General features: G+C 36.1%; 29 protein-coding genes. 17 read left to right on the top strand and 12 right to left on the bottom strand.

Annotation, left to right across the window (positions count from 1 at the left end; genetic code table 11):
• Positions 1-221 precede the first annotated feature (221 nt).
• Positions 222-644 (top strand): hypothetical protein, encoded by a 423-nt coding sequence (locus AC1DSK_RS13470; protein ID WP_477548289.1) that lies wholly within the window; start codon positions 222-224, stop codon positions 642-644.
• A 504-nt stretch (positions 645-1,148) separates the two neighbouring features.
• On the opposite strand, the gene AC1DSK_RS13465 is transcribed toward AC1DSK_RS13470, so the two are convergent.
• The 3 genes from AC1DSK_RS13465 to AC1DSK_RS13455 all read right to left on the bottom strand — a co-directional run bounded on the left by AC1DSK_RS13465 (position 1,149) and on the right by AC1DSK_RS13455 (position 2,600).
• Entirely contained in the window at positions 1,149-1,415 is a 267-nt protein-coding gene (locus tag AC1DSK_RS13465) for a hypothetical protein (protein WP_016428693.1), read from the bottom strand.
• Between the two features lie 273 nt (positions 1,416-1,688).
• A complete protein-coding gene (locus AC1DSK_RS13460; RefSeq protein ID WP_477548288.1) occupies positions 1,689-2,222 on the bottom strand; it encodes a P-loop NTPase family protein in 534 nt (177 codons plus the stop codon).
• Positions 2,223-2,390: 168 nt separating this feature from the next.
• Positions 2,391-2,600, bottom strand: coding sequence for an STAS domain-containing protein (locus AC1DSK_RS13455; protein WP_477598285.1), 210 nt, complete (start codon positions 2,598-2,600; stop codon positions 2,391-2,393).
• Positions 2,601-2,735: 135 nt separating this feature from the next.
• On the opposite strand from AC1DSK_RS13455, the gene AC1DSK_RS13450 reads away from it, so the two are divergent.
• The 7 genes from AC1DSK_RS13450 (at position 2,736) to AC1DSK_RS13420 (ending at position 6,395) form a co-directional block, all read left to right on the top strand.
• Positions 2,736-3,134 carry a hypothetical protein gene (locus tag AC1DSK_RS13450; protein WP_477548286.1) on the top strand — a complete coding sequence of 133 codons (399 nt, stop codon included), beginning with the start codon at positions 2,736-2,738 and terminating at the stop codon, positions 3,132-3,134.
• A gap of 12 nt (positions 3,135-3,146) precedes the next feature.
• The gene (locus AC1DSK_RS13445) at positions 3,147-3,350 is read left to right on the top strand and encodes a helix-turn-helix transcriptional regulator (protein WP_477548285.1); all 204 of its coding nucleotides are present in this window, start codon (positions 3,147-3,149) and stop codon (positions 3,348-3,350) included.
• Positions 3,351-3,392: 42 nt separating this feature from the next.
• The gene (locus tag AC1DSK_RS13440) at positions 3,393-3,605 is read left to right on the top strand and encodes a hypothetical protein (protein ID WP_477548284.1); all 213 of its coding nucleotides are present in this window, start codon (positions 3,393-3,395) and stop codon (positions 3,603-3,605) included.
• Between the two features lie 173 nt (positions 3,606-3,778).
• Entirely contained in the window at positions 3,779-3,931 is a 153-nt protein-coding gene (locus tag AC1DSK_RS13435) for a hypothetical protein (RefSeq protein WP_477548283.1), read from the top strand.
• Between the two features lie 140 nt (positions 3,932-4,071).
• Positions 4,072-4,674, top strand: a complete 603-nt coding sequence (locus AC1DSK_RS13430) for a dienelactone hydrolase family protein (RefSeq protein ID WP_477548282.1) — start codon at positions 4,072-4,074, stop codon at positions 4,672-4,674.
• A gap of 111 nt (positions 4,675-4,785) precedes the next feature.
• Positions 4,786-5,712, top strand: a complete 927-nt coding sequence (locus tag AC1DSK_RS13425) for a DUF1835 domain-containing protein (protein ID WP_477548281.1) — start codon at positions 4,786-4,788, stop codon at positions 5,710-5,712.
• Positions 5,713-5,936: 224 nt separating this feature from the next.
• Positions 5,937-6,395, top strand: coding sequence for a putative iron-sulfur cluster-binding metallochaperone (locus AC1DSK_RS13420; RefSeq protein WP_477548322.1), 459 nt, complete (start codon positions 5,937-5,939; stop codon positions 6,393-6,395).
• Between the two features lie 696 nt (positions 6,396-7,091).
• Here AC1DSK_RS13420 and AC1DSK_RS13415 read toward each other — a convergent pair.
• The 3 genes from AC1DSK_RS13415 to AC1DSK_RS13405 all read right to left on the bottom strand — a co-directional run bounded on the left by AC1DSK_RS13415 (position 7,092) and on the right by AC1DSK_RS13405 (position 8,756).
• On the bottom strand, positions 7,092-7,262 hold the full coding sequence (locus tag AC1DSK_RS13415; protein WP_477548280.1) for a hypothetical protein: 171 nt from the start codon (positions 7,260-7,262) through the stop codon (positions 7,092-7,094).
• A gap of 322 nt (positions 7,263-7,584) precedes the next feature.
• Complete coding sequence (locus tag AC1DSK_RS13410) at positions 7,585-8,226, bottom strand: hypothetical protein (protein WP_477548279.1); 642 nt, start codon at positions 8,224-8,226, stop codon at positions 7,585-7,587.
• Positions 8,223-8,756 (bottom strand): helix-turn-helix domain-containing protein, encoded by a 534-nt coding sequence (locus AC1DSK_RS13405; RefSeq protein ID WP_477548278.1) that lies wholly within the window; start codon positions 8,754-8,756, stop codon positions 8,223-8,225. The genes AC1DSK_RS13410 and AC1DSK_RS13405 overlap by 4 nt, the downstream gene beginning before the upstream one ends.
• A gap of 143 nt (positions 8,757-8,899) precedes the next feature.
• Between AC1DSK_RS13405 and AC1DSK_RS13400 the strand changes: the two genes are divergently transcribed.
• The 8 genes from AC1DSK_RS13400 (at position 8,900) to AC1DSK_RS13365 (ending at position 15,754) form a co-directional block, all read left to right on the top strand.
• Positions 8,900-9,196, top strand: coding sequence for a TIGR04104 family putative zinc finger protein (locus AC1DSK_RS13400; RefSeq protein WP_477548277.1), 297 nt, complete (start codon positions 8,900-8,902; stop codon positions 9,194-9,196).
• A 132-nt stretch (positions 9,197-9,328) separates the two neighbouring features.
• Entirely contained in the window at positions 9,329-9,649 is a 321-nt protein-coding gene (locus tag AC1DSK_RS13395) for a hypothetical protein (RefSeq protein ID WP_477548276.1), read from the top strand.
• A complete protein-coding gene (locus tag AC1DSK_RS13390; protein WP_477548275.1) occupies positions 9,642-10,481 on the top strand; it encodes a lysostaphin resistance A-like protein in 840 nt (279 codons plus the stop codon). Before AC1DSK_RS13395 ends, AC1DSK_RS13390 begins: the two co-directional genes overlap by 8 nt.
• 60 nt (positions 10,482-10,541) lie before the next feature.
• Positions 10,542-11,369 carry a lysostaphin resistance A-like protein gene (locus tag AC1DSK_RS13385; RefSeq protein ID WP_477548274.1) on the top strand — a complete coding sequence of 276 codons (828 nt, stop codon included), beginning with the start codon at positions 10,542-10,544 and terminating at the stop codon, positions 11,367-11,369.
• A gap of 329 nt (positions 11,370-11,698) precedes the next feature.
• A complete protein-coding gene (locus tag AC1DSK_RS13380; protein WP_477548273.1) occupies positions 11,699-11,959 on the top strand; it encodes a hypothetical protein in 261 nt (86 codons plus the stop codon).
• Positions 11,960-12,376: 417 nt separating this feature from the next.
• Positions 12,377-13,885, top strand: a complete 1,509-nt coding sequence (locus AC1DSK_RS13375; protein WP_477548272.1) for an FTR1 family iron permease — start codon at positions 12,377-12,379, stop codon at positions 13,883-13,885.
• On the top strand, positions 13,875-14,294 hold the full coding sequence (locus AC1DSK_RS13370; RefSeq protein ID WP_477548271.1) for a hypothetical protein: 420 nt from the start codon (positions 13,875-13,877) through the stop codon (positions 14,292-14,294). Before AC1DSK_RS13375 ends, AC1DSK_RS13370 begins: the two co-directional genes overlap by 11 nt.
• Before the next feature lie 245 nt (positions 14,295-14,539).
• Positions 14,540-15,754: an MFS transporter gene (locus AC1DSK_RS13365; RefSeq protein WP_477598282.1), complete on the top strand. Its 1,215-nt coding sequence runs from the start codon at positions 14,540-14,542 to the stop codon at positions 15,752-15,754.
• 704 nt (positions 15,755-16,458) lie between these two features.
• Here AC1DSK_RS13365 and AC1DSK_RS13360 read toward each other — a convergent pair.
• The 6 genes from AC1DSK_RS13360 to AC1DSK_RS13335 all read right to left on the bottom strand — a co-directional run bounded on the left by AC1DSK_RS13360 (position 16,459) and on the right by AC1DSK_RS13335 (position 23,976).
• The gene (locus AC1DSK_RS13360; protein ID WP_477548269.1) at positions 16,459-16,878 is read right to left on the bottom strand and encodes a hypothetical protein; all 420 of its coding nucleotides are present in this window, start codon (positions 16,876-16,878) and stop codon (positions 16,459-16,461) included.
• A 279-nt stretch (positions 16,879-17,157) separates the two neighbouring features.
• Positions 17,158-19,080, bottom strand: coding sequence for a M28 family metallopeptidase (locus tag AC1DSK_RS13355; RefSeq protein WP_477598280.1), 1,923 nt, complete (start codon positions 19,078-19,080; stop codon positions 17,158-17,160).
• 160 nt (positions 19,081-19,240) lie between these two features.
• Positions 19,241-20,530, bottom strand: coding sequence for a helix-turn-helix domain-containing protein (locus tag AC1DSK_RS13350; RefSeq protein ID WP_477548424.1), 1,290 nt, complete (start codon positions 20,528-20,530; stop codon positions 19,241-19,243).
• 416 nt (positions 20,531-20,946) lie between these two features.
• Positions 20,947-21,231, bottom strand: a complete 285-nt coding sequence (locus AC1DSK_RS13345; protein WP_016428722.1) for a YiaA/YiaB family inner membrane protein — start codon at positions 21,229-21,231, stop codon at positions 20,947-20,949.
• 319 nt (positions 21,232-21,550) lie between these two features.
• Entirely contained in the window at positions 21,551-21,736 is a 186-nt protein-coding gene (locus AC1DSK_RS13340) for an aspartyl-phosphate phosphatase Spo0E family protein (RefSeq protein WP_016428723.1), read from the bottom strand.
• 305 nt (positions 21,737-22,041) lie between these two features.
• Positions 22,042-23,976, bottom strand: a complete 1,935-nt coding sequence (locus AC1DSK_RS13335) for an endonuclease MutS2 (RefSeq protein ID WP_477548425.1) — start codon at positions 23,974-23,976, stop codon at positions 22,042-22,044.
• Between the two features lie 608 nt (positions 23,977-24,584).
• On the opposite strand from AC1DSK_RS13335, the gene AC1DSK_RS13330 reads away from it, so the two are divergent.
• Positions 24,585-25,772 (top strand): CapA family protein, encoded by a 1,188-nt coding sequence (locus AC1DSK_RS13330; RefSeq protein WP_477548426.1) that lies wholly within the window; start codon positions 24,585-24,587, stop codon positions 25,770-25,772.
• Positions 25,773-25,976 lie beyond the last annotated feature (204 nt).

Genomic DNA, 25,976 nt, shown 5'->3' with positions numbered 1-25,976 from the left:
ATCGTGTAAATTATTGTTGTGTTTATTGAAAATTACACAAATGTAGGTTTGGAATAAAGTTTGATTAAAAGTAACTTGGAAAACCTTATTTAACAGCAAACAAAAAGAAACCATTTTGAAAAAAGACTAATCATACAACAAACTAGTCCGAGACTGAATACCAGCAATTATTGAAGCAGGCAAAAAGAAATATACAATGACCGAATTAGATACATCTCAACATGAAGTGGAAATCAAACGAGAAAGAGTTACAGGTACTTCAAAATTATGAAGAATGTTTTCTCGAGGCTGAACGTACGGGTATGACGAAGAACTATAAAATGGGGTGGCTCAGATGTCTGCTGGCACGAGGTGAAGATGATTGGTTCTTACCCATTCAAGCGATTGATGCAGCAAAATGTTTCCATCATTACCTGACGGATAAATCGTACCGGAAGAATATCGATTTCAGCGATAAACAAGGCAAGGAAATGGAAGTGTACAATGAACGCAAAGTGGTATCACTCATTCAAAGAATGCCTATGACGATGTGGGGTGGATCAAGTAAAAACTTAATCACCTTTGAAGACAAATTGTTTAAAATAAACTTCGATATCGCTCCTGAAGATCGCTCGATTGTCTATGAATGGACTCGACAGATTTGAGAGTATCGCTTGCATACCCATTTCGAGAAAAAAGCCGTATCAATAGTCGAATCCAACTAAAAAACCACTTCATCATTCATCTGATGAAGTGGTTTTTAGTGTTGTATTTGCATGAAGGTTTTAGGATTTAATGAACAACAAGCAAACCGTTACAGGTTTACATATTTCAAAGAGCTAAATAAACAAAAGTGTTACACATCAAAACTTTGGATTGAAAATGATGGAAATGTAGATATAGTGATATAAACTATCAAAGTAGCCAAAATTGCATCTTGCTACTTCCTTTTTATTGAGTAAGTTTTCCTTCTTTCGTTACCAAGACCGATACTCGCGAATAAAGGTTCTTGGGGAGCGACAGATGCACTCGTAAATTTCCAGTACGAAAAAGAGGGACGATTAAGTGACATGGTCACTTCAATCGTCCCTCTTTCATACACTCGGTACTGGTGCAGCCAGGCGCTACCATAGCTAGGCAGAAACTCTTACCTTTTCTTAGAAGTTTGCTCAACTGCTCATTCGACTAAACGTTTTTAACTTTTGCAAATAGAAATTCTCGGCTTCTTCACGACTCCCAATTATATAGGCTTCCTGTGTAATGCGTCGTGCCGATAAAATGCCCTTTGCTTTTACTCCTGGCATGTGTTGGGCGTCTATCATGACATCCAGTAAGGTGAAATCTGCAGGCTTGATTAAGTGTCGTGCTACGCTTACTTCTTTCCGTAAGCCCACGTGGCCGTATCTCATAATGACTTTCCAGTAGGACCATTCCATCGTTCTCCACTCCCTTTCCCATCGGTAATGTGAAACGCTTTAGCTTCGTTTAATACTGATTGAATATTCAGTCTTATCTTTAAAGGATATTCTAATACCCCTTCCAGAAGAACCTTATTAGGGGAAATCACTGCTTTTGGGTTTTCAGAGGAGCTCGTTTCTTTGTCAGAAAGTGAAGAGCAGCTGAAATTGCATCTTCAGCTGCTTCTTCTTTGTAAATTGAGTGACCATTCTTTCGTAATCCAAAAGTGCTGTATTCAGTTAGTAAGGACTTTACGAATGCGCATAGCCGCATACTTTTTCTATATACGATTGAATTTCTTTTTTACTCTTCAATGTAATTACTTTCTTGGCCGGACCTATTGCTTGGAAGCTTTGAAGACGCTCGTCCATATTTCGCTTTCGGGGATAATAAGTTGTGAGGATAAACTTAATGAATGCCCATTCGAGTTTGTCCTTACACCCCTCCCCCAAATCCTGCCGGGTTTTCCCCAGGTTCATCAGCGAACGCTTCACGACCCGGTAGAGACACACGTGAAGTGGAAGTTCCAAATAGATAATGGTATCGGCATGTGCTGCTCTAATGTCGAATGTATTGCTGTAATTCCCTTCCATGATCCATTGATCTTGAGTAACGATTTCCTGTTGGGCTTTTGAAAATTCCTCCAAAGACGCTTCCACCCAGTTAGGCTTCCAAAATAGCGTATCTAAATGATAAACGGGGAGGTTCCAGGCTTCCCCTAATCTCCGGGCAAATGTTGACTTCCCTGCTCCTGCTGAAATTCCAATTACCATTATTTTTTTCATTCATTGTATCCCCTTTTTATCCTGACTGGCGATATCGATATGCTTTAATCCCATTCATCCTTTAAATTCTTTTACTCCTCTTTTGATTTAACCAAAACAATCGCCATAAGCCAATAATTCCCTGAAAAAAGAGCCTGCGAAATGTTCCTTCGCTCAGCTCGTTCCTTATTAGGGTAATGGTTTCGCTTCTACGTTAACCGGACTGACTAAATAGATATTCAATGCTTGTTGTAACGTCCCGAATGTTTTGGTGTCTTTATCGAATTTGATGCCAAGAGACAGCATTTTTCTTACGACATCTGATCTTAATCTTGTGATTACTGTACGACAACCCATCATTGATAAACCATCGATTGTTTTCATTAAATGATTGATCACTTCCGACTCCATGTCCGTCATTTAAAGAACCAATATTTAATGATTGATATTTGTTTTGAAAAAGGTTAATATGAAATCAACTTCACATGAAGTTAACTTCACTTCAGGAGAATAAGTTGGTTAGGAGAGGTATAATTGAAAAATCTATTCATACAGCGTTTTGTAGTCTCAACCTTGATGATTATATTGGGAATCATTCAAATAATTTTCGATACATCAGTAAGATTTAATTTTGGCTATATCATAGTATTCTTAGGTGGAATAATTTTGTTGTACTCAACAATTTCTTACATTAAATCCCGTAAGAATATATCACTAGAAAAGGAATTAGCTAAGGAATATGACGAAAGAGATGCTTTAATTGATGGAAAAGTTGCTCGCTTTTCCTTGTATATTCTGATATCCGAAATTTTTATTCTTATGTTTTTAACTAATTTTGTGGTAATCCCAACAAATACTGCATTATTTGTTGTCTTAATATCTTTAATAATTATTGAAAAGGGGTCTAGAAAGTATTACAATCATTTTCTTTAATCAGGAGGATTTATGGAAAATAGAGTAAAAGAATTGCGATTAGAATATGGAATAACGCAACAAGAATTATCTGATAGAGTAAGTGTATCTTCTAGAACAATCATTTCATTAGAAAAACAAAAGTATAATCCATCTGTGCTACTTGCGTATAAAATAGCTTCAGTTTTTAATTTATCAATTGAAGAAACTTTTATTTTCGATGAGGATGACAAATAATACATTTCATTAAGATACACATATTAAACAAACAACGGAGGAATGAAAGTGATTTTTATATTATTTATTTTTGGGATAGTTTTAACGGTTTGGGGTCTTTATCGTATGAAAACAGACGATGGTTTATTTGGAAAAAATCGAAAAAATAAAAACTTATTCAATTTTATACTAATGGGACAAGCTTCGGGTATAGGACAATTTTTAAGTGGAATTTTGTGTATTGTTATAGGTATTATCGCATTTTTTGTGAAGTAGTAATAAATGAGAATTTCTATTTTCCACTGAAATATTGTGAAAAATTACACTTAAACTAACGGGTGCTTTACTTCAAGAAGAAGTAAAGCATTTTTTCTTATTGAACTAAAATGGGGCAGGTTCGTCCAATAAGTATATATATTACGGATTGAAATATGAGGAAGTGAAATTCTGTGAATATTAATTGGTTAGTTGAAGATCTGGTTTTTGAAACAATGCTTGAAGCTGATGTATGGGCAGATTCATTGATGAATGAAATTTATGGTAGAAACTTTAATGGTTATATTACAACGGATTATAAAATTGAGTTTCACAATCAAGAGTAAAACACTGGCTTATCCAACTAACGGGTGCTTTAGTTGAATATCCTCTGGCTGCTTTAAGCAGCATATTTTCTTGATGAACTAATGGGGGTTGTTGATAAACACATTACAGAAGTGGTATTAACTACCGAGGGAGGTACAGAATGATTAAAATCCAAAATAAGTCTGATACTCTAATCATTGTGGTACACGAAATTTATGGTATCAACCAACATATGAAGAGTTTTTGTGAAATTATATCCGAAGATTGTTTTGATGTCATTTGCCCAAATTTATTAAAACGAGAAACACCTTTTGATTATTCTCAGGAGGAAGTTGCTTATCGTAATTTTATGGAGAACATAGGTTTCGCTGACGCTTCAAATAAAATAAGAGATATATTATCAGAAGCTAAAAACAACTATAAAAAAATATTTATCATTGGATTTAGCATAGGGGCAACTGTTTCCTGGTTGTGTAGTGAAGAAGAGTGTGTCGATGGAATAGTTGGATACTATGGTTCGCGTATTAGGAATTATGAGGAAATATCTCCTCGATGTCCTACTATGCTTTTCTTTCCGCAAGAAGAACCATCATTTAATGTAGATGAGTTAATATCAATTTTAGATAAAAAGAATATCGAGGTACATAAATATTCCGGACAACACGGATTTAGTGATCCTTACTCTCCAAAATATAATTTAGAATCCACAGAAAAAGCATTTATTGAAATGGTGAATTTTTTAAAAGCAAATAAATCTAACTGAAGTCTTATTCTGGTGCTTTACTTCAATAAGAAGGTTTGAGTAAAAATTTTAGAAGAAGATAAAATAAATTGAGTAATCAACTAGTTACTATAAAATACGGGGGTGCGGATATTGGAGAATATAGAAGAATTGCAGAGAACGTTAATGACGGATGGTAATAAGAAAATAGATAAGATTCAAGCACAAACGGTACATATTATATTTGGTGAATCATCAGCTGGGAGCTTACGTGCTGCGTTTCGAAATACACCTTATGAAAAGACAGAGGAAATCATTGTATTACCAGATATTTTATCTGTTGGTCCTGTGAAAAATATACATACAAAAGAAGGAATGCAGGCACGTTTTCATTGGTTTAAAGAGCGTTACCGGGATGAGGGCAATGAGCGTGATGTTACTATGCTAAGAATGATTGATTCAGTGGATAGAATCAAAGCCATTCCACAAGTTCAGGATATTGTTATTTGGACTTGTAATAATGCACACGAACAAACAGGCTTACGGATAGTCCTTGCACTGCTAAAAGGAAAGTTGAACACAATCTTTGTAATAAATACTTATACGGCTTTTCATAAATTGTATGATTTGCATCCATATGAAGAAGATTACCCGAAAGCAACTGGCGAACTTCCGAGTGAGAGATTATCCTGTTTTTATGAGCAATATAAGCAACATCCCCTAAAAGACATTAGACGAACAAGTTTATGCGAAGAAGGCAAGAACCTTCTTAATAATGACCAATCTTTACTTCGCACATGTGCAGACCACCAATTATGGCATTATAATGTGCTAACCAGAGATGATGACTTAATCATTACTTGCGCAAAAAGACTAAATGAAGAACTTGAATACCCTGGTTTTATAAAGGCTGCACGTGTTATTGGCGAAGCTTTAGGGCATATGGAGCAATATACAGGGGACGAATGGCTCGAATACCGCTTGCGTTGTTTAATCGAACTAGAAATATTTGAATACGAAGGAAATTTGAAAGCAATGCGGTATTACGGAGTAAAGTTAAAAGAGGAATTTTCAGCATAATGTTTATAAAGAAACCTAAACAACAGGAAGATTACTGGAAATGTGGTTATGTCCTTCCTATCTTCAACTCCCATGAAAATTAAAGTTACCGACAGTCAAAAAAAGACAACGAAAGTAGACGTAGCTCTTTTATTTCTTAAAAAGTGCAGCGCCTAAACTTGGATCGGATTATTTGTTGCATTAAGATGCATTTGGTTCAGAGAGCTAAAAGGGAAGGTGTAGAAATGACAGATTGTTGTGCTTCAAAAGAACAAATTAATGAAAGTAATGATACTGAGCTTTGTCCATCTTGTAATACCAAAGGGAAAAAGTTGAAAATTATTACGTTGAAATCAATGCTTAAACCATCAGTTTTAGATTCTTTGAATCCGAGTTTGACTCATTACTTTTGTTCAACAAAAGATTGTGATGTTGTCTATTTTGATACAGAGAAAAAATTGTACCTTAAGTCAGATGTAAAGGTATCTGTGCATCAAAAAGACGATTCTTCCACAGTACCAGTTTGCTATTGCTTTAGATGGACAAAAGAGAAAATTAAGAAGTATGAAGAACAAGAACTTTCTCCTAAACCTTTAGAACACATTCGAGTAAATGTAAAAGCAGGCAGATGCGGGTGTGAGGTAAATAATCCTCAAGGAAGTTGCTGTATGGGGAATGTTACGAAATATATAAAAAGTCTTTAACTAAAGCAATATATATTTTTACTAACCGGTGCTTTAGTTGAAGTTCATCGGGTTGCTTAAGCAGCTCTTTTCTTATTGAACTAACGGGGCAGGTTAGTTGAACAAGGAAATGTTGAAAAAGGACCTGAAATTCTTGGGGAAAAGGAAGTAAGCGTAATACGATTCGATAATTTAGGTTTTTATTCAAAACCTTATAATTCTACATGGGTGGTTTGCCCTCACCATAATGCTTACTGTCATCATAAAAGGAAGTGTGAGGCAAACTGGATTATTATATAAGTTGTTTGTTTTCTTCGGTTTGTATAAAAGCATCAGTTAACAATTGAATATCTTCACGTATCTGAGCCTTCAGTTTAGGACAGTCACACTTGAAATAATCATCAACTAATCTTGTTAGTTCGTAACTAAATAGATTCATAGGCACAATCTCCTTTTTATTATCTACTTTTAAATAGTCCCTAAATCCTATTATGAGACATTCTCATATTAATTAAAAGGAATATTATATAGTCAAACTATTAGATAAGTTATGGAAACATCTATTGAGAAAAAGGATGGATTATTTTTATGACCATGTACAAAATTCGAACTGATGAATTATAACATTGTGAATTAATTCGTTTTTCTTATTCAACTAACGGGGCAGGTTAGTTGAATAAGCGTAGTATGGTTGAACTGCGAACTAATTAAATACTGTTATACGTCAAATAAAATAAATGCTACCGCCAAACCATACGCCATTGTGTGAATAGATGCCCAAAGAGCATCGTAATGAACCCCTTTAACTTGGTTTTTTGAAGGTTTGGCAATCCGAATTGTATCTATATAAGAAACAATCAATAACGAAACAACTAAGAATTTCAACAAATTCAAACCCCTCTTTCTTATTCGCATTTTATGTCAATGATCCGATTCTTGTTCAGCACAACTCATACACCAAACGCCTTCTTCCGAATCTAAATGATATCCCGTACTTTCTAAGTCGATTTCAACGTTGCACATTACACAATTGTCTTTATGACTTTCATTACGATGTCTCCTCCTGATTCGCTGTATATGTCAACACTTCAATAAGTCTTGTTCAACTAACGGGTGCTTTAGTAAAAAAAACAGTCAAAAAAATGCGCTTAGAGATACATTTCCAAGCGCATTTTTCTATACAAAATCAACCAATAACTTTAACTTCACCTTAAAAAATTATCCCCGTTTGCCCTGAACCAACCTTTCTCGTCCTTAAAGTCTGCATATAGCTCCCTTTATCAAACGTATGCACATTGTAAATCAACGTTTCGATATGTACTGGATTTAGTGAATAATAGGTAATTTTAACGATGCCATCTTTCTCGGTATAGCTAGGATTCCAGTTCACAGGTTTCTTTCCTTTGAATGTCCATCGGTCCTCTTCAAGTTCTTCATCTTCGTAAGGGATAATCCCTTTTTCCAAGGCAAGATGTTGATCCAACACTTCTTCCACTCCCCATTGTGTGCTGTGCCAGAAACGACCGAATTCGTCGATGTCACGGTATAGCATTGCCGCTTGTAAGTAAGAGAATGGCGAACCATCTCCTTGAATTAGACTCATCGGTTCGACTTGTTCCGTATCTTCGATGTTCCAGCCTTCCACTTTTCCGTATCCACCCATGCCTTCACAAAAGGATTCCCCTTTAAATGTCCAGCCCTCTTTTATTCGAAGTTGTGAGTAGTGCTTCACGAGCACATTTTCCAATTGATTGTGTTTTGTTAAGCCAAGTTCTGGATTTGGATCGTAAGATGAAGGTGCTACAATATTTGGTTTTGTGTCTTCTACTGTAAATTCGACTCGTTTGATCATCGTTTATTCCTTGCTTTCACTTCTGCCAATGTATACAGTTCCAATAAATCCTGTGTGGTAAGTCTAGAATATAGGGATGTTAGTTGGTCCAGGTATCGTTTTTTTTGTGATTTCCCTGGAAAAAAATCTTCTATTGAAAGGTCATCTTGAGTTGATGTCCCGTTCATGATGTCTTCCCATTCAACATCTGTTCTACTTGAACTGACGAAAGAGTTTAACTGAGAGTGGACTTGCTCTTCAGGTTCACTCACGAAATTAAAAGTTGTGGCTGATTCGCTTATTTTGTACATTTCTTGTGACCATTCCAATTGCTTTAAAGGACTATTTATTAGTAATAAATCAGTTGAAATGTTGAATCGTTCAGCTATCGCCACAATCCAGTTTGCAGAAGGCACACTCTCACCGCTTTCCCAACTCTTGATGCGGCTAGCGGAAGTACCGATGTCTTTCCCAAGTGCCAACATAGAAAGCCCGTGTTGAATGCGTATTTCTTTCAGTCGTTCACCAAAATCTTGTGAATTTAATTCCAAAATTCATCACCTCTTGAATGAATTATTAACTTTTAAGTTAAAAGTGTCAATAATTTTTATTTATAAGTAAAGCGAAACCATTTCTCCCCCATTTGCGTATAAGAAAAAAAGAAGTGATCAGGTTGATTGAGGAGGGTAAAGACATGGGGTTACAGAAATGCTTTAAATGCCATCATCGATTCAGCTGGGGCAAAATATTTAAATCAAATATCTTTATGTATAAACCAATTCAATGCAGCCAATGCGGCACTGAACACCGGATTACCTTCCTTTCAAGAATTGTAGCAGCTGTAGTGCTTGTTCTACCGATGTACTTTTTTGGTTTCTATTTAGGGTGGCAGTGGCATTTACCTTATGGCTACGCTTTTTTATTAGTAGTGTCACTAGGAATTATTTCTTTACTCCTTCTTCCGTTTGTACAGAAGTATCGGCGCAGCTAATAAAAGACAAAAAACCATCCCTATATGGCATTACTGTGCCAGGGATGGTTTTTTTAATTTTTAGCTGTAAATAAATGTTAGAATAAATCATATAAGGAAATTTCGATATATATATATAAGGATGGTGTTCGGGTGAAAAAACGTATTGCGATAGCATTTCTTATAATTTCTATTGTGGGATTCATTTTCAGCTTGCACGGTCTGCTTCATGAATGGAAAGCGAAGGAATTGTCCGTTGCATTTATAGAAGAGACTTATGGAGGCGACTGCCTGAACGATATCCGAGCTGGCATATATGGAGAAGAAGATGGCTACTATGCGGTTTATGTTCGTTCAAATGATAAAACCTTTTATCTGAAAATCAAATTGTCTATGTGGGGGCAAACAGAAGAGATTTTGGATGCTTCCGAATACAATCAGGTTTACTCTTGCGAGGAGGAACAGGATGTTTAAAGAAATGAAAATCCGGATTTTTGTTGTCTTAATGATTGTTTTTGCTCTCTCAGTGGAATGGATTTTATCGTTGTATGACATTCCTGAAAACTACAAACGCATTATTTCAGATTTCGTTTCTTTTGAATTGGTTGCGTTGCTGTTCTTTGGCTATTACTTTTATCGATATAAATCTCCACTCCGGACTGTTGTTTCAGACAGAAATGTGGATACTTCATTCTTATCAGTGCTAGCAATTGCGCTTATTTTCAATACATTTTCACTTACAACGTTTTGGGTCTATTTAGTGATAGAAGATTCTTTCTTTCAATTAGACCCATTTATCATTGAACCCTCTAATGAAACTGTCCTATTCTTGATTGTCTCCATGGTGGTGACGACGGTAACGGGACCAATCGCAGAAGAATTCGTTTTTCGGGGACTTTTGTTGAACCGCCTCATCAAGAAAACGAATATGTGGGCCGGTATCTTAATTTCGAGTTTGGCTTTTGCAGCAATCCATATGCAAGCCGAAAAGATGCTAGCTACTTTCATCTTTGGCATCCTTGCCTCACTGATTTATTTGAAGACAAAAAATTTGTTCATTCCGATCTTGATTCACATCGTACATAACGGCTTCACTTTATTTCAAGAATTCTTCTTTCCTTCATGGATAGAAACCCTTTTCTTAGTCAGCTCGGATGATTTATATGTGAACGTTGTCCTGAAAAGCACATTTCTCGTGGTTAGTTTATTATTATTGATTCTCATCATCGTGTATCTTGTAAGAAGCATATACTCCGATAGACGAAAAAGAGATGTATTATCGCAGCCAGTAGGATTTTCTCAATAATCCGAAACCATTTCCTTCCAGTTGCGTATAAGTATGTAGAATTTGATTGGGGTTGAGCGAATGTTTGAAGAGATGAAGACGCGTCATTTGTTTGGTTTGAGTATTTTGTTGATGGTGGTATTTGGGATTGGGGCTATTTTCCTTCCATACAATGATAATTTTGTGGAAGCAGGAATTACGCTGATTTTGTATATAGCAGCACCCATTCTGTTCTTCCGATATCATTTCCGAAAACAAGGTCGGTCTGTACGTGAAGTGGTATTCAAGGAAGGAACCATTGAATGGCTTCCTCGTTTAATTGGATTTGTTTTGATTTCCATCGCGTTTTCAATAAGTGTATTTTGGCTTCAATTGTTTGCCTTGTATCCCATTTTTCCTGGGTTTGTGGATTTTCTGTTGGAGCCAATTCCGATGCCGGAAAACCCGATTTATTTAGTGATTTCACTTGTCAGTATAGCCATTATTGGACCCATCGCTGAGGAGTTTATCTTCCGTGGCGTTTTGTTGCATCGCATGATGAAGAAAACGTCGATGTGGGGCGGAATCCTCATTTCCAGTATTCTGTTTGGTCTGTTGCATGCAGATGTTGTCGGGGCATTTATCTTTGGAGTGATCACTTCCTTGTTGTATTTGAAAACACGCAATTTATTGATTCCGATTTTAATGCACATTATCAATAATTCTATTGCCGTGATCTGGATGTATGTCGCACCGACCTGGCCAAAGTGGGGCATTATGAATAGCTCAGAACTATATGATAAAGCCCTTCCGAATGCGATTGTGCTCGTTATCAGTTCTATTTTGATGGGCTGGATTATTGTGCGTTTGGTTAAAAGTTTGCCGAAGAAAACAAATGAAGAAGAAGTGCATGAAGAAATAGCTCAATGATGAAAGATAATCGAGTAATTGTCCGAAACAAAAAAAGACTGAAAATGCTCCTTACACCGTTTCCCTTCAAGGGCACGAAACAAAAGTAGCCCGTATTGAAACAGAGTTGACTATTTCTCGAGTAAACGGTTTAGATGGCGGGACCACCCATCAAGTACACATTGAAATATCACAAGGAAATAGAATGAGACGGTTATAAAAGGACATTTTCTCTGGCATCCAAATGCTTGAAAAGGAAAATGACTCCACAGGCCGTTTTTTATGTGCTTAAAGATATTCCGAATCATGTTGTTTCAACATTATATCCTTATAAAGGAAGGTAATCATTAATGACTTTTTGGAAAGCTGTTGCCGCATTCATTTCAGCGTGGCTCATTAGCAACTTCACGTATTTACTATTGCCATTTTTCCAATACAAATTGTTCAGTGACGGTCAATTTGTTTGGGAATCCCTTTTCAAATTTGTTGTGGATATCGCTTTGTTTGTTGTTCTTTACGTCGGGATGTATTATTTGATTTCGTTCATCCAAAGTTGGCGGATGCGTGCACGGTATGAAGCAGCTCAAAAAGAGCGAGCGAAGGAGAAATAATAGGTAGTTCAATATAAATCTCTTCATTATTTTATGTATAGGCATTTACTCGATTGGCATTAGACCGGTCATATATGAATTTCCCTCAGAAACACTTCAGGAGTATATACCCTTAATTCGGCCATCGTGATGGCACATATCTTTTTGAAAATTGAAAAGTTGTGAACCATCACGTTTTGTTTATTTAAGGCATCATTTTATTTATTTTTATCCATTCAGCCACTCCATTTTCCCCTCTATATTATTATTATCATTCTTCTCCCCTTTTTTATTTCGACCTTATTCATATTTATTCTGTGATTGACAAGACATCTATATAGCCTTATAATTCGTAAGAATCTAATTGATAATGATTTTCATTATCGGATTAATCTTATAACTTTAACTCAAATAACAATATAAAGAGGAGACAAAATAATGCGATCTATACATTTTGCTCTAGTCTTCGTCCTTATCGGGCTGTTAATTTTACCAACCAAAAGTTTTGCTTCGAGCCCTGAAGAGGACCTGCGCCAAGCAAACGTTCAAATTGATGAAGTCGTAAAATCTGTTCAATTGGGCGACACTAAAACTGCCTCTGAACAATTTAAGAAATACACGGCTAATTGGATTTCTTTTGAATCAGGAATTAAAGAAAAATCTGAACAGGCTTACCATGATATAGAAGATAACATGGGACAAGTTCAGTTTGCTTTAGCTCAAGATCCGGTTAACTCGGAAAGTGTTCAAAAAACGCTTCAACAACTGAAAGAAACGAATACTAAATTTATTAATGGGCAATTCTCACAAACTTCAGTTGCGGATCAAGATGCTTCAAAAAATAATGATGATGTTGCCAAACTGATTATGTTATTAAATCAATCTTTAGACAAAATTGATAACCAAGATATTGAAGGTGCTAAATTAGATATAGAGGAATTCAGAAAATCTTGGTTGGACGTTGAAGGTGTAGTGCTCACTCAGTCTGCAACGGTCTACAAAAATGCAGAAAGTGATATGGTTACTTCATATTCCATGCTTTCAGCTAATCCGCCCGATGTAAAAGGGGCAAAAAAAACCATTGAAGAAATGAGAGATTATTTATCTCCACTTGTTTCAAAAACTAGCTACACGATGTTAGATGCGACGACCATTCTGTTACGCGAAGGGTTAGAAGCTCTATTAGTTGTCGTAGCGCTTATGGGCTTTTTAAAGAAATCCGGTCATTCGGACAAGAATAAATGGGTTTGGGTAGGTGTGGGTTCTGGCATTGGCATCAGTCTGGTTCTTGGCGTTTTGGTCAACTTCTTATTCTCAGCTGGCACATTTGGTCACAACAACTTCCTGATTGCTGGATGGACAGGTGTTTTTGCTGCTGTCATGCTCAGCTACATGAGCTATTGGCTTCATAGTAAATCGAGTATTTTAGAATGGAATCGCTATATCCAAAAGAAAAGCACGAAGGCACTCGATACTGGTAGTTTACTTTCAATTGCGATTTTAGCTTTTCTTGCTGTATTCCGTGAAGGAACTGAGACCGTCTTATTCTATATCGGAATGGCATCTTCTATTGACTTAGGTTCCTTATTAGGTGGCATAGCGATTGGCCTAACCATATTATTGATTACGTCGTACTTAATCTTAAAAGTAGGCTTAAAAATTCCGATGCGTCCATTTTTCATGGTGTCGAGTATATTAATGTTCTACTTGTGCTTTAAGTTTACGGGTATGGGCATTCATGGTTTACAATTAGCCGGGTTAATTCCAGCTACACAAGCTCCAATTCCAACCATTGACTTTTTTGCGATCTACTCAACTTGGGAGAGCTTTATCCCTCAAATGATTTTGTTAGTCGTTGCAGTTTTTGTAGCGTTTTTGGGTAAAATAAAACAAAAAACAATTCAATCAAGAATGAAAAAACAGGAGGAACTTAATAATGCAATCTAAAAAGTACGTATTCCCAATAATAATCGCAGCATCAATGGCCTTATCGGCTTGTGGAACAAATGATGAACAAACAAAAACTGATGATAACAGCCAAACTGAAGAGACGACTTCACAAACATCGATTGCGGATGGAGCAAAAGAAATGAAAGCTGAAGTTGCCGATTTGAAAGTGCAATTAGAAGCAAATGACACTAAGAAAGCCGAAGCAAATGGCGAAAACTTAGAAGAAATTTGGGAGAGTTTTGAAGATGCAGTAAAAGAAAAAGACGCGGATCTTTATGAACAAGTTGAAACACCCCTTCATATTATTGAAGCAGGAGTAAAAATTGACCCTCTTGATGTAGACACATTAAATAAAGCCGCTGACGATTTGGATAGTGTCCTTTCCAATGTTGAAAAAATAAAATAAAAACAGAACAGCTTGCAATTTACTTCAACGTAGATTGCAAGCTGTTTTTTGTACGTGAACTCTACATATTCGGTGATTAGAAAAAAATCCTCATGTTTGATTTAAAACATTTGAATGGGGGTGTCTCCTAATGAATAGCATCCCGAAAATTTTGTGTCTCGAAGTACTTGTTTTCTTTTTTTACAGGTTTATAATTCATAAGATAAGATATCATACCAATTCTTTGAATTATGACGGAGATTATTATGCGACCATATAATGAAAAAATCAGCATTTATTATGGCATGGCTTCGACCATTGCGATGAATTTTTCGAACAACTTCTTTCCCATTTTTGCAATTACCATTTTGAGCGCCACCAACTACCAAGTGGGATTGATTAGTTCCCTTCCCCCGCTTGTCGCGTTGCTCATGACTATTCCAGCCGCCATTCTACTGAACCGAGCACATGAGCATAAGAAGCTCGTGGCGATGTCAGTGTTATTTGCGCGACTGATGTTCTTGCTCATCGTCATACTTGTCTATTTACCTTCTGAATCGATGCAGGCCTGGGCTTTCCTTGCCATCATTGCGCTAATGAGTGTACCGAATACTGTGGCAAACATCGGCTCGCAAACCTTGATTAGCGGTATGATCGATGCATCCCGGCGAGGCGAGTTTTTCAGTGACCGCAATCGGCTGTTGACGATGGTTGGGCTCGTTTCGACACTGATTATCGGCATTGTGATGAAAGATGAATCCGACAATGTAACAGCGTATCAAATCCTATTTGCCTTGGCATTTGGATTTGGACTTTTGGAAGCCTTCTTGTTGATGAAGCACGACGAAGCGCCTGCCCATGGGGGTGGCCCTTTGGTAAAGAAAAAGTTAATGGATTGGTCCATTTTCAAGCATGCCAATTATGTGTGGTTTTTAGTAGCAGCACTATTCTTCAACTTTGCGTGGCAAATGGCATGGGGGATTTTTAACATTTACCATGTGCGTGTGGTTGGGGCGACCATTTTTTGGATCAGTATGTTTTCTGTTGGAAATATGTTGATGCAAATTTTGACATTCCCGCTCTGGAAAAAATGGGCTGAGCGCAAATCGAATGTGCGTGTCTTCGTGTGGGCCGCAGTTGGAATGGCTTCGACGCCATTTCTGACGGTACTATCGACGAACTTGTATTACTTAACAATCGTCCAGACAATGTCGGGCTTCTTCCTGTCAGGCGTCGTATTGCTGCTGTTCAATTTATTGTTGGAACAGTCTCCTGAAGAATCACGTACGTATTGCATCACAACCTACAATGTCATGCTTGCATTTGTGGCGTTCCTTGCACCGCAAATCGGTATTTGGATGTTGAACGGTTGGGGTGTCGAGACGGCAATGTATCTAAACTCTGGACTGAGATTGTTGAGTGCCGCGCTGTTTTATGCCGTGTATGTCCGCTATGGAAGAACGCCTAAAACGATCACCTGATGTGGACGCAAATAAAACCGCTAATTCATCATTGAATTAGCGGTTTTTTACATGTCTTTATATGAAAATTTTATAGCCATAAAATTAAGAATGCCTGAAATTATTTCAAATAGTAGTGACTCAGAATCTCCACGATAATTAGTTTAAACAATACATTCCCTTTTTCTTTTCCCCTATTAATGACGGGGTTTACAGGGTGAATTCTTTAGAACAAAGTAACCGAGATTGGGCCTTATGTTGGAAGCAAAAGTACCTCCAATCCAATCCAATCACTGATACAGCCAGTCCACAGAAATTTGGACATACTGGATACCATGTTGCAGGGAATTCAACAGGTAGGTCATGCAGCAGAAAGAGAAAAACAAAAATTGCAGAGAAAACGAGGATACACGATGGTCATAGAAAGGTTTGTACAGAGATTGTTCGAAAGATGAGGGCATGGAAAGAGCTAGGTAATAAAAAGAGATAATTCTTAATATCTAGTTTGTGCATGTGTAGTTATAGAGCCGAAAGAAGAACATGAAATACCTGACCAACTAATCCTTGAATCACCAAAATCAAGACCATATGAAAAGCTTGTATCGGTTTCTGTTTTTAATTGAGAATATCAAAAAGAAAATTGCGAAGTCGCAATTTTCTTTTTGATATAATTTATTTAGTGAATATTTATTTGTAAAATCCCCTAAATAATCACCTTAATTTCTTTAATATCCTGGGTGAATAATTTTACTACTTTCTCTCCATTCATCGAAACCGCAATTTACACAACTGTAGAGTGATTTAGTAATCTGAATGTAAGCTTGGCAATAAGCTCCACTATGGTAGTGTGATGCTCCCGTGTTCCCACCATTTGAAATCTGAGCGCTTTGGTAATACATTTGATGATTACCACCAGTTATTGGGCAAGGAATATACATTACCCCAATGTCACTAGCTTGAAGTTCTTCACCATGATTATGTTCAGTTCCCTCAGCATGATTATGTGCAACTTCCTCTTTATCATGGTTATGTAAAATTTCCACATCTTCATGTTGATGAGTTAGTTCCGAAGCTTGAGATGTCATACCAAATGAAAACAAACTGAACCCTAAAATAGCTGTTACTACAATTTTTTTAATTCCCATATTTTTTCACCTCCTTATATATATTATACTGTAATTTCATCGACCAAAGCGTGACTTTAGATTGGGACATTTAGTGTGAAAAAGAGTATATATCACTACTTTTTATTTCATTTTTCCTAATTACAAGGAGAAATGAATTAACTAATTACTTAAAGAAAAACAGAGAACTATCGTGTTGTTAAGAGATGAATTTATTAAGTTTTAGATAGATTAAAAAAGAATGAAACCCCCTCTCTGTAATGAACAGAATAGGGGGTCTAAAATTATCAATATAGTATCTCAATTAATTAATTTTTCTTCATTTAGAAAAACTTTGATAGCGCCTTCAGGTTTAAATGCAGTTAAAAAGTTTTCAATCATAGACTTGCTGTAGGGCTCCTCCGAAGTCTCAGTATCTTCATTAAAATTTTGGATAATTACTGTGAACATTCGCTTATCTATTTCAAATGGAGAGATTGCAATATTATATGTCATCTTCTCTTCTTTCGTGTCATTGTTCCCGATTAACTTCCATTTCCCAAATGTATCTATTTCCTCTTGATTTGGGTCTTCTAACTCTCCTTCGAAAATTTGAATATAGAAGTTAGTATTATCTTTCTGCAAAGTTAAATTAATTGCTGATAATTTCATATCACTATCTCTCATCTTTTTCACTTGATCTATAGGGTCCTTAGCTGCATAGAGAGTATCCTTATTGAATGGTTCATACGACAAATAAGCTTTTTTAATTTCGATTGATTCGTTACTAAACGGGAATCTAACTTGATTTATCTTATCTTGTGACATTTCTCGTTCCAAGTTATAGGCTAATTCCACCTTATTTGTTATTTGTGAAGAGAATAATTTATATTCTGCAAAATTTAAATCTTTCTTTTCTCTTTCCATCTCTTTTATCAAAGATGGTTCTAAGATTTCGTTCGTTTCAAACAAAATATTATGATTCTTGTGTACGAACTCATGGACAATTACAATTGCAGACTTTAGAGGCTTGCTATCTGTATACTTTAGGTTATCTCCTGTGGTATGAATTTTATCAAATCGTTCTTGTGAAATATTGATTGCTTGATAATTGGCATTTATAAAGGAAATATGATCACTAGTAAGGCTTGCTGTTTCCTCAATTTGAATAGTACTATCAATATTGTTTTCATTAGCTATTTTTTTCATAGCATCACTTAGAACTACACTTCCAATTTCTGTACCGACAAAATTTATTCTTCCGCCATCCTTAATACCAATACAATCCAGATTAATATTGATAATAGATTCGTACTGGGGAGATATCTGATTTACAAAGGCTTGACTGCCTACTAAACCATTTTCTTCTGCATTGAATGCAACAAAAAGAATATCTGAAGAGAATGGTTTTTCTTTTGACTCTTTTTTAAGAATAGACGCCAGATTCATTAATCCAGTAATCCCAGTTGCGTTATCCACACTCCCTAAGAAAGTAGTATTTCCTGCAGTTCCTACGTGATCAAAGTGTGCGGAAATTACTATGGCCTGTTTCTTGACACTACCATCCTCTCCATCAATTTTACCTGCTACATTTTGTGCTGTAATATTTTCAGATTGAGCAGAAAATATGATATGGACATTTTTAATTTCGTTCTCATTCGCTTCTATAAAATTGTATACTGAATCTGAAATTTGAAATGTTGAGAATTTCGAGTCTGAAGAAAGCAATTGTTTATGAAAATTTTTTGTTTTAACAAACTTAACGCTCACATCATCTGTCTCATTTTTTTGATTATCTGTAATGAAAATAGTTCCTTCGCTCTTAGTAAAGCTAATCGGTTGTTGTATGTTCACCGAATAATTAGTGTATTGATCCAACCAATCAGTCCCGTAGGAAAATTCTTTCTTCTTCCCATTATTAAAATTGACGACTAGACTTCTTTCAATGTCCTCAGGATTATAATGGTTCAATTTAAAAGGCATAAGATAACCTTTTGATTGAATAGGTTCTAATCCGATTTTTTCAAATTTTTCTGCTATCTCATTTCCAACAAGACTATTTGCTTCGGTACCAGTTTGTCTTCCCTGAAACTCATTTGATGACCAATAGGAAATTTCTTCGTTTAGGCTTTCATTTGACAGATCCTCCAGTGATTCATTCAACGGGGGTGCGTTACAACCGATCAACAAAAGAATTATCAAAAAGATTATTAACTGTAACGAATAAAATTTAGTATTGTTCACTAATTTCACCTCCAAATCATTTTTCAATAAGAAAACTCTACAATTTTTTAATTTTCAACTATTGGATTTGGCGGATCATCTTCTCCTGCCCTTTTTTCTTGATGAGGTATCGTTAATATTACAGTAAGAGCTAAAATAACAATTAAAATTTTCTTTTTCATTATAAATCCTCCCATGCTTTTATTGATTTTTGAAGAAACAAAGAATCATTGGATTTTTTAAAGTAGACTCCAGCATTTTTATAACTATTTTTTTCAAAATAAATATTTGCTAATAGCAATGCGTATTTATTGACATGACGAAAATCTTTTCTGTTCTCAAAGTATTTAATAGCTTTTTTTAACGTGAGAACACAGTTTTCATTTTCAGTATGTAATTGTAAATAAATGTTGAAATGATAGTAAAAGCTCTGATAATCATTACTTGATGAATTTTCAATTTCATAAATACCTTTTTCACACCATTCAATTACTTCTGAAATACTACCATTTTTTGAATACTCTTGAACTATTGAAAGAAGTGGGATGAAATAGCTACCAGAATCTCTTTTATTTTCTAGACTTTCCTTATAGTTTTTAATAGCCGCTTTCGAATCTCCTTGTAAAGAAAATAAGTTTCCTAAATTCTGGTTAATTCTTCCAATCGCTTCTTTCAAATTTAAATTCATTGCTAACTGTTTGGCTAAGTTAAGATTTTCCTCTGCTTTACGGTACTGTCGATTTCTTTTTTGAGCAATAGCAATAGTAATATATGAATCGACAGCCCTTTCAAAATAAAATTTATCCTTATAATACTTTAAACCTTGCTCCGCATAATTAATTGCATTTAAATTCTGATAATTAGAAAGATAAGACAATGATAAAACATGATAAAAATCAGCTAATTCCCATTCTTCAATTGGGAATTTGTATATTAAATCTAAATTCAATTCTAAAAATGACAAAGCTTTACTAAATTCATTCTCTAAATGATAATAAATCCCATAATTTAAATTGAAAATAAAAGTTTGATACATATCAAATTTTCTTTTCATACTCTCCAAGGTCTTTATTAATAAAGGTATTTTATTCGATGAATGATCTGTTATTGATAGTAATCGCCATTGAATAAGATGAAAAGTATAAAAATTACTTTCATCTTGAAAACTAAACTCATTTTTATGAAATTGTTCTATTTTAAGTATTATACTTTTTTCATTTCTGTAATTTATAGAATTCTTATAAAGTGAAAAAGCTTCTTTCAGAAATATAGAATCTTTTTCGATAAAATGATATTTATTCTCAACCTTTAATCTCTTTAATAGTAGTTGAACGGTTTCTTCGCTCGGTATTGTAAGTTTGTTTTCAATTTTACTCAAATATGACGGTGTACATATCCCCTTTGCCAAATTTATTTGTTTCATTTTTTGGTCTAATCGTTCAAATTTTATTAAAAATCCTATATTATCCATGGGACCTCCTAAAATAGTACATTACACATATATATTAAACTACCATTTTTTAGTGGGAAATAACACGTTATTTTTATTGAATATTACTAATATTACAATTAAATGTCCCAATAAAAACTCGAATATGAAATTCTTATTCAAGGCTGGCTGAAGAGTAATTGGAGTATACAATATCCGATACTTCAAGATCCATTTACTACAATAGAAAACAATAATAATCCACTCTGTTGGGGACTGACCCCTTGAAATGAGACAGGGTCAAAACATCTTTAATTTAAGCAGCAATTTGTCGGTATTGCATGGCTGATTGTATAATTTTGTTTGAATTCGGATGTTGTTATACAAAAGAATGACCATTCATTCCATCAAAAAACACCCCAAAATGGAGTGAAATTTGTTAACTATTTCAGTTTTCATTACGATTCCTTTGACCCACTTGGAATTCGTGTATTGTTGAATTGTCTTTCCTGTTCTGCCAGGATATCGTTATCTTCCGCATTATCACGTGTCACTTTTTGTGTTAGGATTGCACCCACTGCCACCAAGATCATGACTGCGATGTAATAGCCTTTTTCATTTAGTTGTAAATTATCCGCATTGTAAAGACCGATTGCGAACATGACTACACCAGCAAAGAATGTAAAATAAGCCAGGACGGTAAAAGCGACGGTATTGCGTCTTCTGTATTTCGTTGGATACATAGAACACCCTACTTTTCTCTTTATTTGTACTTCTTATAATATGATATGAGTGGAAATTCTAGGTATTATATAATAAAAATTGTATTTTTCAGACCGTTATTTCTTTTTTACTAGAGTGATACATATTATGGGCAACCCTGTATAACTTGAAAAAAAGTCTATTCGCGGTTTTTCTGGTTGTATTCGCGTTTCCAGACGGTCTATTTGCGCTTTTGACACTTCTATTCGCGAATCTTATATTCGCAGCCCCATATAAAAAAAAAGCGAAGCAAAGTGACATAATCACCTTGCTTCGCACTCTTTATTGGCTAATCTTAAGCTAGACGACAAAATTGAATTGGTAAATCCCTTGATAGTGGTTGAGTAACTCATCCAACTCTTGACTGCACATGACGACGTTGGGATGACTCATACCCAAGTGCTTTGCTTTCTTATACATTTCTCTTTTTTTACTGTTGATTTGTTTCAACGTTACATTCGTTTTACCTATCGTTGGCGTATTCATATTTCCCTTCCTCCATACCCATATGATTTTGAGAGCACATAAGTTCTAGCGGTCAGTCAGAAAAGCGTTTTAAACACAGGGGCTATGGTTGCGATAAGCTTGATTGAAGGGTTTTTCCTTCTTATTATTACCATTTACTTTACATTTTTATTATATAACGCAAATCCATGTAAATCAATATATGGTGTTAACTTTATTTTTCGACACTACATATTGTGAAAATAAATCATTTTTTTCATAAAATAAGCCACAAAAAGCTATGTGCTTTCTGTGGCTTATTTAGCATTAATATTGCATTTAGTTAATTACTCCTCATCCTCGAGACTTAACCCTTTAACATGCTTGCGATTGAGCTGTTTCTTCACTTTCCGATAATTTTTGGATTTGAAAATGATATCGTAATCATAGTTTTCAGGATACAGTTCACTTCCTTTAATGTGAAGCTGCAATCTTTTATGGTTAAAGGCTTTCTTTTCGCCTTTCACTTGCACGATGTAATTCCCATTGCTGTCAGGTCCTTTATATACAATTCCAGTCTCATTCGTAGCGGGAATCGTGACATTGTCTCCTTGTTCAAACTGCGCTACCTTTTCTTCAATGGCTTCCTTATTTTGTCGAGTTTTTCTGGCGTATTTATTTGTCGTGATTTGCTGCACATAATGAAGGTCCTTCAAATCAGCCTCACTGGCATCATGAGGGTATGACTGCTCTCCTTTATACGATATGTCGTGTGCTTTTCTGATTAACTGCGGGTGCAATCCAAGCTTCAATGCAATATCAAACGCCTGGCTTTTCCCGCTTTCCCCCAATAACAAACGATACGTTGGTCGCAGTGTCTCGAGATTGAACTCCATCGAGCCATTCACAAACCCTTCTTTCCGGTCGGCAAAATCTTTCATTTCACTGTAATGGGTCGTTGCAAAGAGTGTTGCTCCTTTTTCAAACAATTGCTCCAAAATGACGATGGCCAATGCCATCCCTTCACTCGGATCCGTTCCAGAACCAAGCTCATCCAGCAGTACAAGTGATTGATTATCGGTTTTCTTTAAAATGTCGATAATGTTCAAAAGACGTGAACTGAATGTGCTTAAATTCGCTTCGATGCTCTGTCCATCGCCTATATCCACATAGATTCGATGGAAAATGTGGAGTGAACTTCCCTTTTCCGCTGGAATGAACAAACCTGTTTGTGCCATCATGGTCAGCAGTCCGATGGTTTTTAGCGTGACGGTTTTCCCGCCAGTATTCGGACCCGTAATGACCAGTGCCCGATCTTTTTCTCCGAAATGGATGGATAAAGGAACCGCATTCCCTTTCAGCATAGGGTGCCTCGCTCCATTCAAATGAATGTTATAGTCTTCATTCAACGTCGGACGTTCCCCATCAATGGAGACGCTGTACTTTGCTTTCGCAAAAATGATGTCATAATGATGCATCGTGTCCATAGCAATGTTGATTGCTAGTTCTTGTTCTAAGAATTTTTCGGTCAGTTCGTACAATATCTTCTCCACTTCATGCTCTTCTGAAATTCTCAAGTACTCGATCGACTCTTGCATTTCTTCCAGTTCTTTCGGCTCCATGAATAACGTAGCGCCTGATGCAGAGGAATCAATAACAGTCCCTTTTACTTTAGTTCGGTACTCCCTTTTGACGGCAAACACATAACGGCCATTTCTTTCGGAAACCATGGCTTCCTGCAAAAACTGCGCAAACGTTTTTGACTTCACCATCGTTTGTGCTCGTTCCTTCACCTTAGCCAGTTGCATGGATAACTGTCTTCGAACAGTTGAAAGTTCTTTCGTAGCATAATCGTCTACTTGACCGTGTCTCAAGCAGCGCGTAAGTTCAGCTTCCAACTCATTTAAATCCCCTATTGATTCCGCATACAAATGGATAGTAGGTGCTGCGTACTGTTTATCTTTCATAAAGCGCTTCAGTTTATTACAGTGATCCAGGAAAGAAAGGACACGAGTAAACTGATCAGCCCGAATGTACAATCCTTTCTTTGCCTGTTCGATGTATTGCTCCATATCACTTAATGTATGAATCGGCACACTGGCACTGATTTTCATAATTTGCAGTGCTTCATGCACCTCACCTAATCCATGTTCAATACTTTTCTTATTCGTGGTCGGTCGCAATCCCTCGATTGAGTTCTTCGCCCGCTCCGTAATCGCAAAGCTCCCTACTTCCTGTAAAATTTCCTGATATCCCAATACATCAATTGTTTGTTGATTCATTATTAAATCCTCCCTTTTTTCCAAATAAAAAAGCCGACATGAAAACACTCATGACGGCTTAGAAGATATTGCATGTAATGGAGCCCCTGATTTGTGCACTAAATCGGTTTTGGTTGACGAAAATCAAACAAATGACCGTTTATAGACACAAAAAAAGCGATGACAAATACATGCCATAGCTGGAAATTCCATTCTTCTTTGCTATGATGCTTGTTCTTAACAATTCTTGAAAAGCGCAACCTAAATAAACCAAGCATTTTCTTGGTTTTTGCTACTTTCAAGACCGTATTAAAATGACGGATTAGTTAAGAACTGCCACACTCATAAATAAACTCCTCTTTCGGATCTTTCTTTTACAAATTCAGAATATGCGAATTTCAGAATTTTGTCAATTATAGGAACCCGTTTCAGCAGGACTTTTCATCTATTTATAGAATAACCACATGACAAGATACTATTATTGAACTTTTCATTCTTCCAGCATATCAATCTTCATTGCTACATACGTATTATCGTCGCATTTTTTGTCAAAACTAGTTACTAATTTGCGATACATGTTGTTATCACTCTTTTTATATCGTAGCTAATGAATATTTTGGAGGAACGTCGTGAAAAAGTACTATTTATTAATCGCCTTATGTATGTTAATCGTTGGCTGTTCACATTTTTCTGCCCCTGAATTGCCAATCGACAGTATTCCGGTCGCCAATGCAATGGAAATTGAAATGGCAAAAAAACCTATAAAGCCAATTACAGTCAAAGCATTCAAAATTGAAAAACCCGTGGTAACAACCGCGAAACTTGTTGCAATTGGCGATATCCTGCTACATCAACCCGTATATAAAGATGCAAAAATGTCTGACGGAACATATGATTTTACGGCCATGTTCGAAAAAGTGAAGCCTTTTATCGAAAGTGCTGATATTGCAATTGCCAATCAAGAAACGATGATTGGGGGTCCGGAGCTGGGTCTTTCCAGTTACCCCAAGTTCAACAGTCCTTATGAGATTGGAGATGCGTTGAAGTACTCGGGAATCGATTTAGTGACCATCGCAAACAATCACACGCTGGATAGAGGAGAAAAAGCAATTCTTAACGCCATTGATTATTGGGATCAAATTGGGATGCCATATACGGGTGCTTTTAAATCGCCAGACGACCGGAATATGGTACGGACTGTCACGAAGAATGACATCACTTTCTCTTTCCTGTCCTATAGTTATGGCACAAATGGCATGCCAGTTCCTGAAGGCAAACCTTATTTGATTAATTTGATTGACTTGCCGTTAATTGAACAGGACGTAAAAAAGGCGAAAACCATTTCGGACGTGGTGGTCGTATCCATGCACTGGGGAAATGAATATGAAAAAACACCAAACGACACACAAATTAATTTAGCCAATGAGCTTTCAAGCATGGGCGTTGATATTATCATTGGCCATCATCCTCACGTTCTTCAACCTGTTGATTGGATTGAACGGCCGGACGGAACGCGAACATTCGTCATGTATAGTTTAGGAAACTTTTTATCTAGCCAAGAGGGTTTGGAGAAATTGACAGGTGGCATTGGTGGCGTGGAAATAACGAAAGTCGTGGATTCGGAGAAAACGGTTATCAAGTTGGATCACCCTAGTTTCGTACCGACTTATGGTTACTACAAAAACAAGAGTGACTTCGAAGTCATCCCTATGCATTTGTTAACGGAATCTTATTTACCTGGCTATCAAACGCACTATGAGAACACCCAAAGACACATGAACGCATTAACGAATGAACTAACGTTTATTGAAAAATAATCGATAAATGAAAGAGGACGGCTCTATAGCCATCCTCTTTTTTGTGTTTTTTACCCTATGCCTTATCTTTGGATTCATTTTTCATCTAGCAGCTATCTTGATGCAACTCAGGATAGTTTGCAGCCTCAATTATTGTCTAAATTAAAGCATGTTTGACAAAGCCTGGCATACAATTATTTGTAGGCAAACGAACGGAGGCGAATT

This window comes from Paenisporosarcina sp. P4_B8, from assembly GCF_056402175.1.
This window is presented reverse-complemented; position numbering and strand designations above follow the sequence as displayed.

Coding starts and splice junctions, on each gene's coding strand:
- AC1DSK_RS13460 (WP_477548288.1), bottom strand. CDS start 2,222: ATGAAAAAAATAATGGTAATTGGAATTTCAGCAGGAGCAGGGAAGTCA.
- AC1DSK_RS13350 (WP_477548424.1), bottom strand. CDS start 20,530: ATGGATAATATAGGATTTTTAATAAAATTTGAACGATTAGACCAAAAA.
- AC1DSK_RS13445 (WP_477548285.1), top strand. CDS start 3,147: ATGGAAAATAGAGTAAAAGAATTGCGATTAGAATATGGAATAACGCAA.
- AC1DSK_RS13375 (WP_477548272.1), top strand. CDS start 12,377: ATGCGATCTATACATTTTGCTCTAGTCTTCGTCCTTATCGGGCTGTTA.
- AC1DSK_RS13430 (WP_477548282.1), top strand. CDS start 4,072: ATGATTAAAATCCAAAATAAGTCTGATACTCTAATCATTGTGGTACAC.
- AC1DSK_RS13380 (WP_477548273.1), top strand. CDS start 11,699: ATGACTTTTTGGAAAGCTGTTGCCGCATTCATTTCAGCGTGGCTCATT.
- AC1DSK_RS13385 (WP_477548274.1), top strand. CDS start 10,542: ATGTTTGAAGAGATGAAGACGCGTCATTTGTTTGGTTTGAGTATTTTG.
- AC1DSK_RS13390 (WP_477548275.1), top strand. CDS start 9,642: ATGTTTAAAGAAATGAAAATCCGGATTTTTGTTGTCTTAATGATTGTT.
- AC1DSK_RS13400 (WP_477548277.1), top strand. CDS start 8,900: ATGGGGTTACAGAAATGCTTTAAATGCCATCATCGATTCAGCTGGGGC.
- AC1DSK_RS13340 (WP_016428723.1), bottom strand. CDS start 21,736: ATGAATACGCCAACGATAGGTAAAACGAATGTAACGTTGAAACAAATC.
- AC1DSK_RS13360 (WP_477548269.1), bottom strand. CDS start 16,878: ATGGGAATTAAAAAAATTGTAGTAACAGCTATTTTAGGGTTCAGTTTG.
- AC1DSK_RS13410 (WP_477548279.1), bottom strand. CDS start 8,226: ATGATCAAACGAGTCGAATTTACAGTAGAAGACACAAAACCAAATATT.
- AC1DSK_RS13440 (WP_477548284.1), top strand. CDS start 3,393: ATGAAAGTGATTTTTATATTATTTATTTTTGGGATAGTTTTAACGGTT.
- AC1DSK_RS13365 (WP_477598282.1), top strand. CDS start 14,540: ATGCGACCATATAATGAAAAAATCAGCATTTATTATGGCATGGCTTCG.
- AC1DSK_RS13370 (WP_477548271.1), top strand. CDS start 13,875: ATGCAATCTAAAAAGTACGTATTCCCAATAATAATCGCAGCATCAATG.
- AC1DSK_RS13465 (WP_016428693.1), bottom strand. CDS start 1,415: ATGGAATGGTCCTACTGGAAAGTCATTATGAGATACGGCCACGTGGGC.
- AC1DSK_RS13420 (WP_477548322.1), top strand. CDS start 5,937: ATGACAGATTGTTGTGCTTCAAAAGAACAAATTAATGAAAGTAATGAT.
- AC1DSK_RS13335 (WP_477548425.1), bottom strand. CDS start 23,976: ATGAATCAACAAACAATTGATGTATTGGGATATCAGGAAATTTTACAG.
- AC1DSK_RS13345 (WP_016428722.1), bottom strand. CDS start 21,231: ATGTATCCAACGAAATACAGAAGACGCAATACCGTCGCTTTTACCGTC.
- AC1DSK_RS13470 (WP_477548289.1), top strand. CDS start 222: ATGAAGTGGAAATCAAACGAGAAAGAGTTACAGGTACTTCAAAATTAT.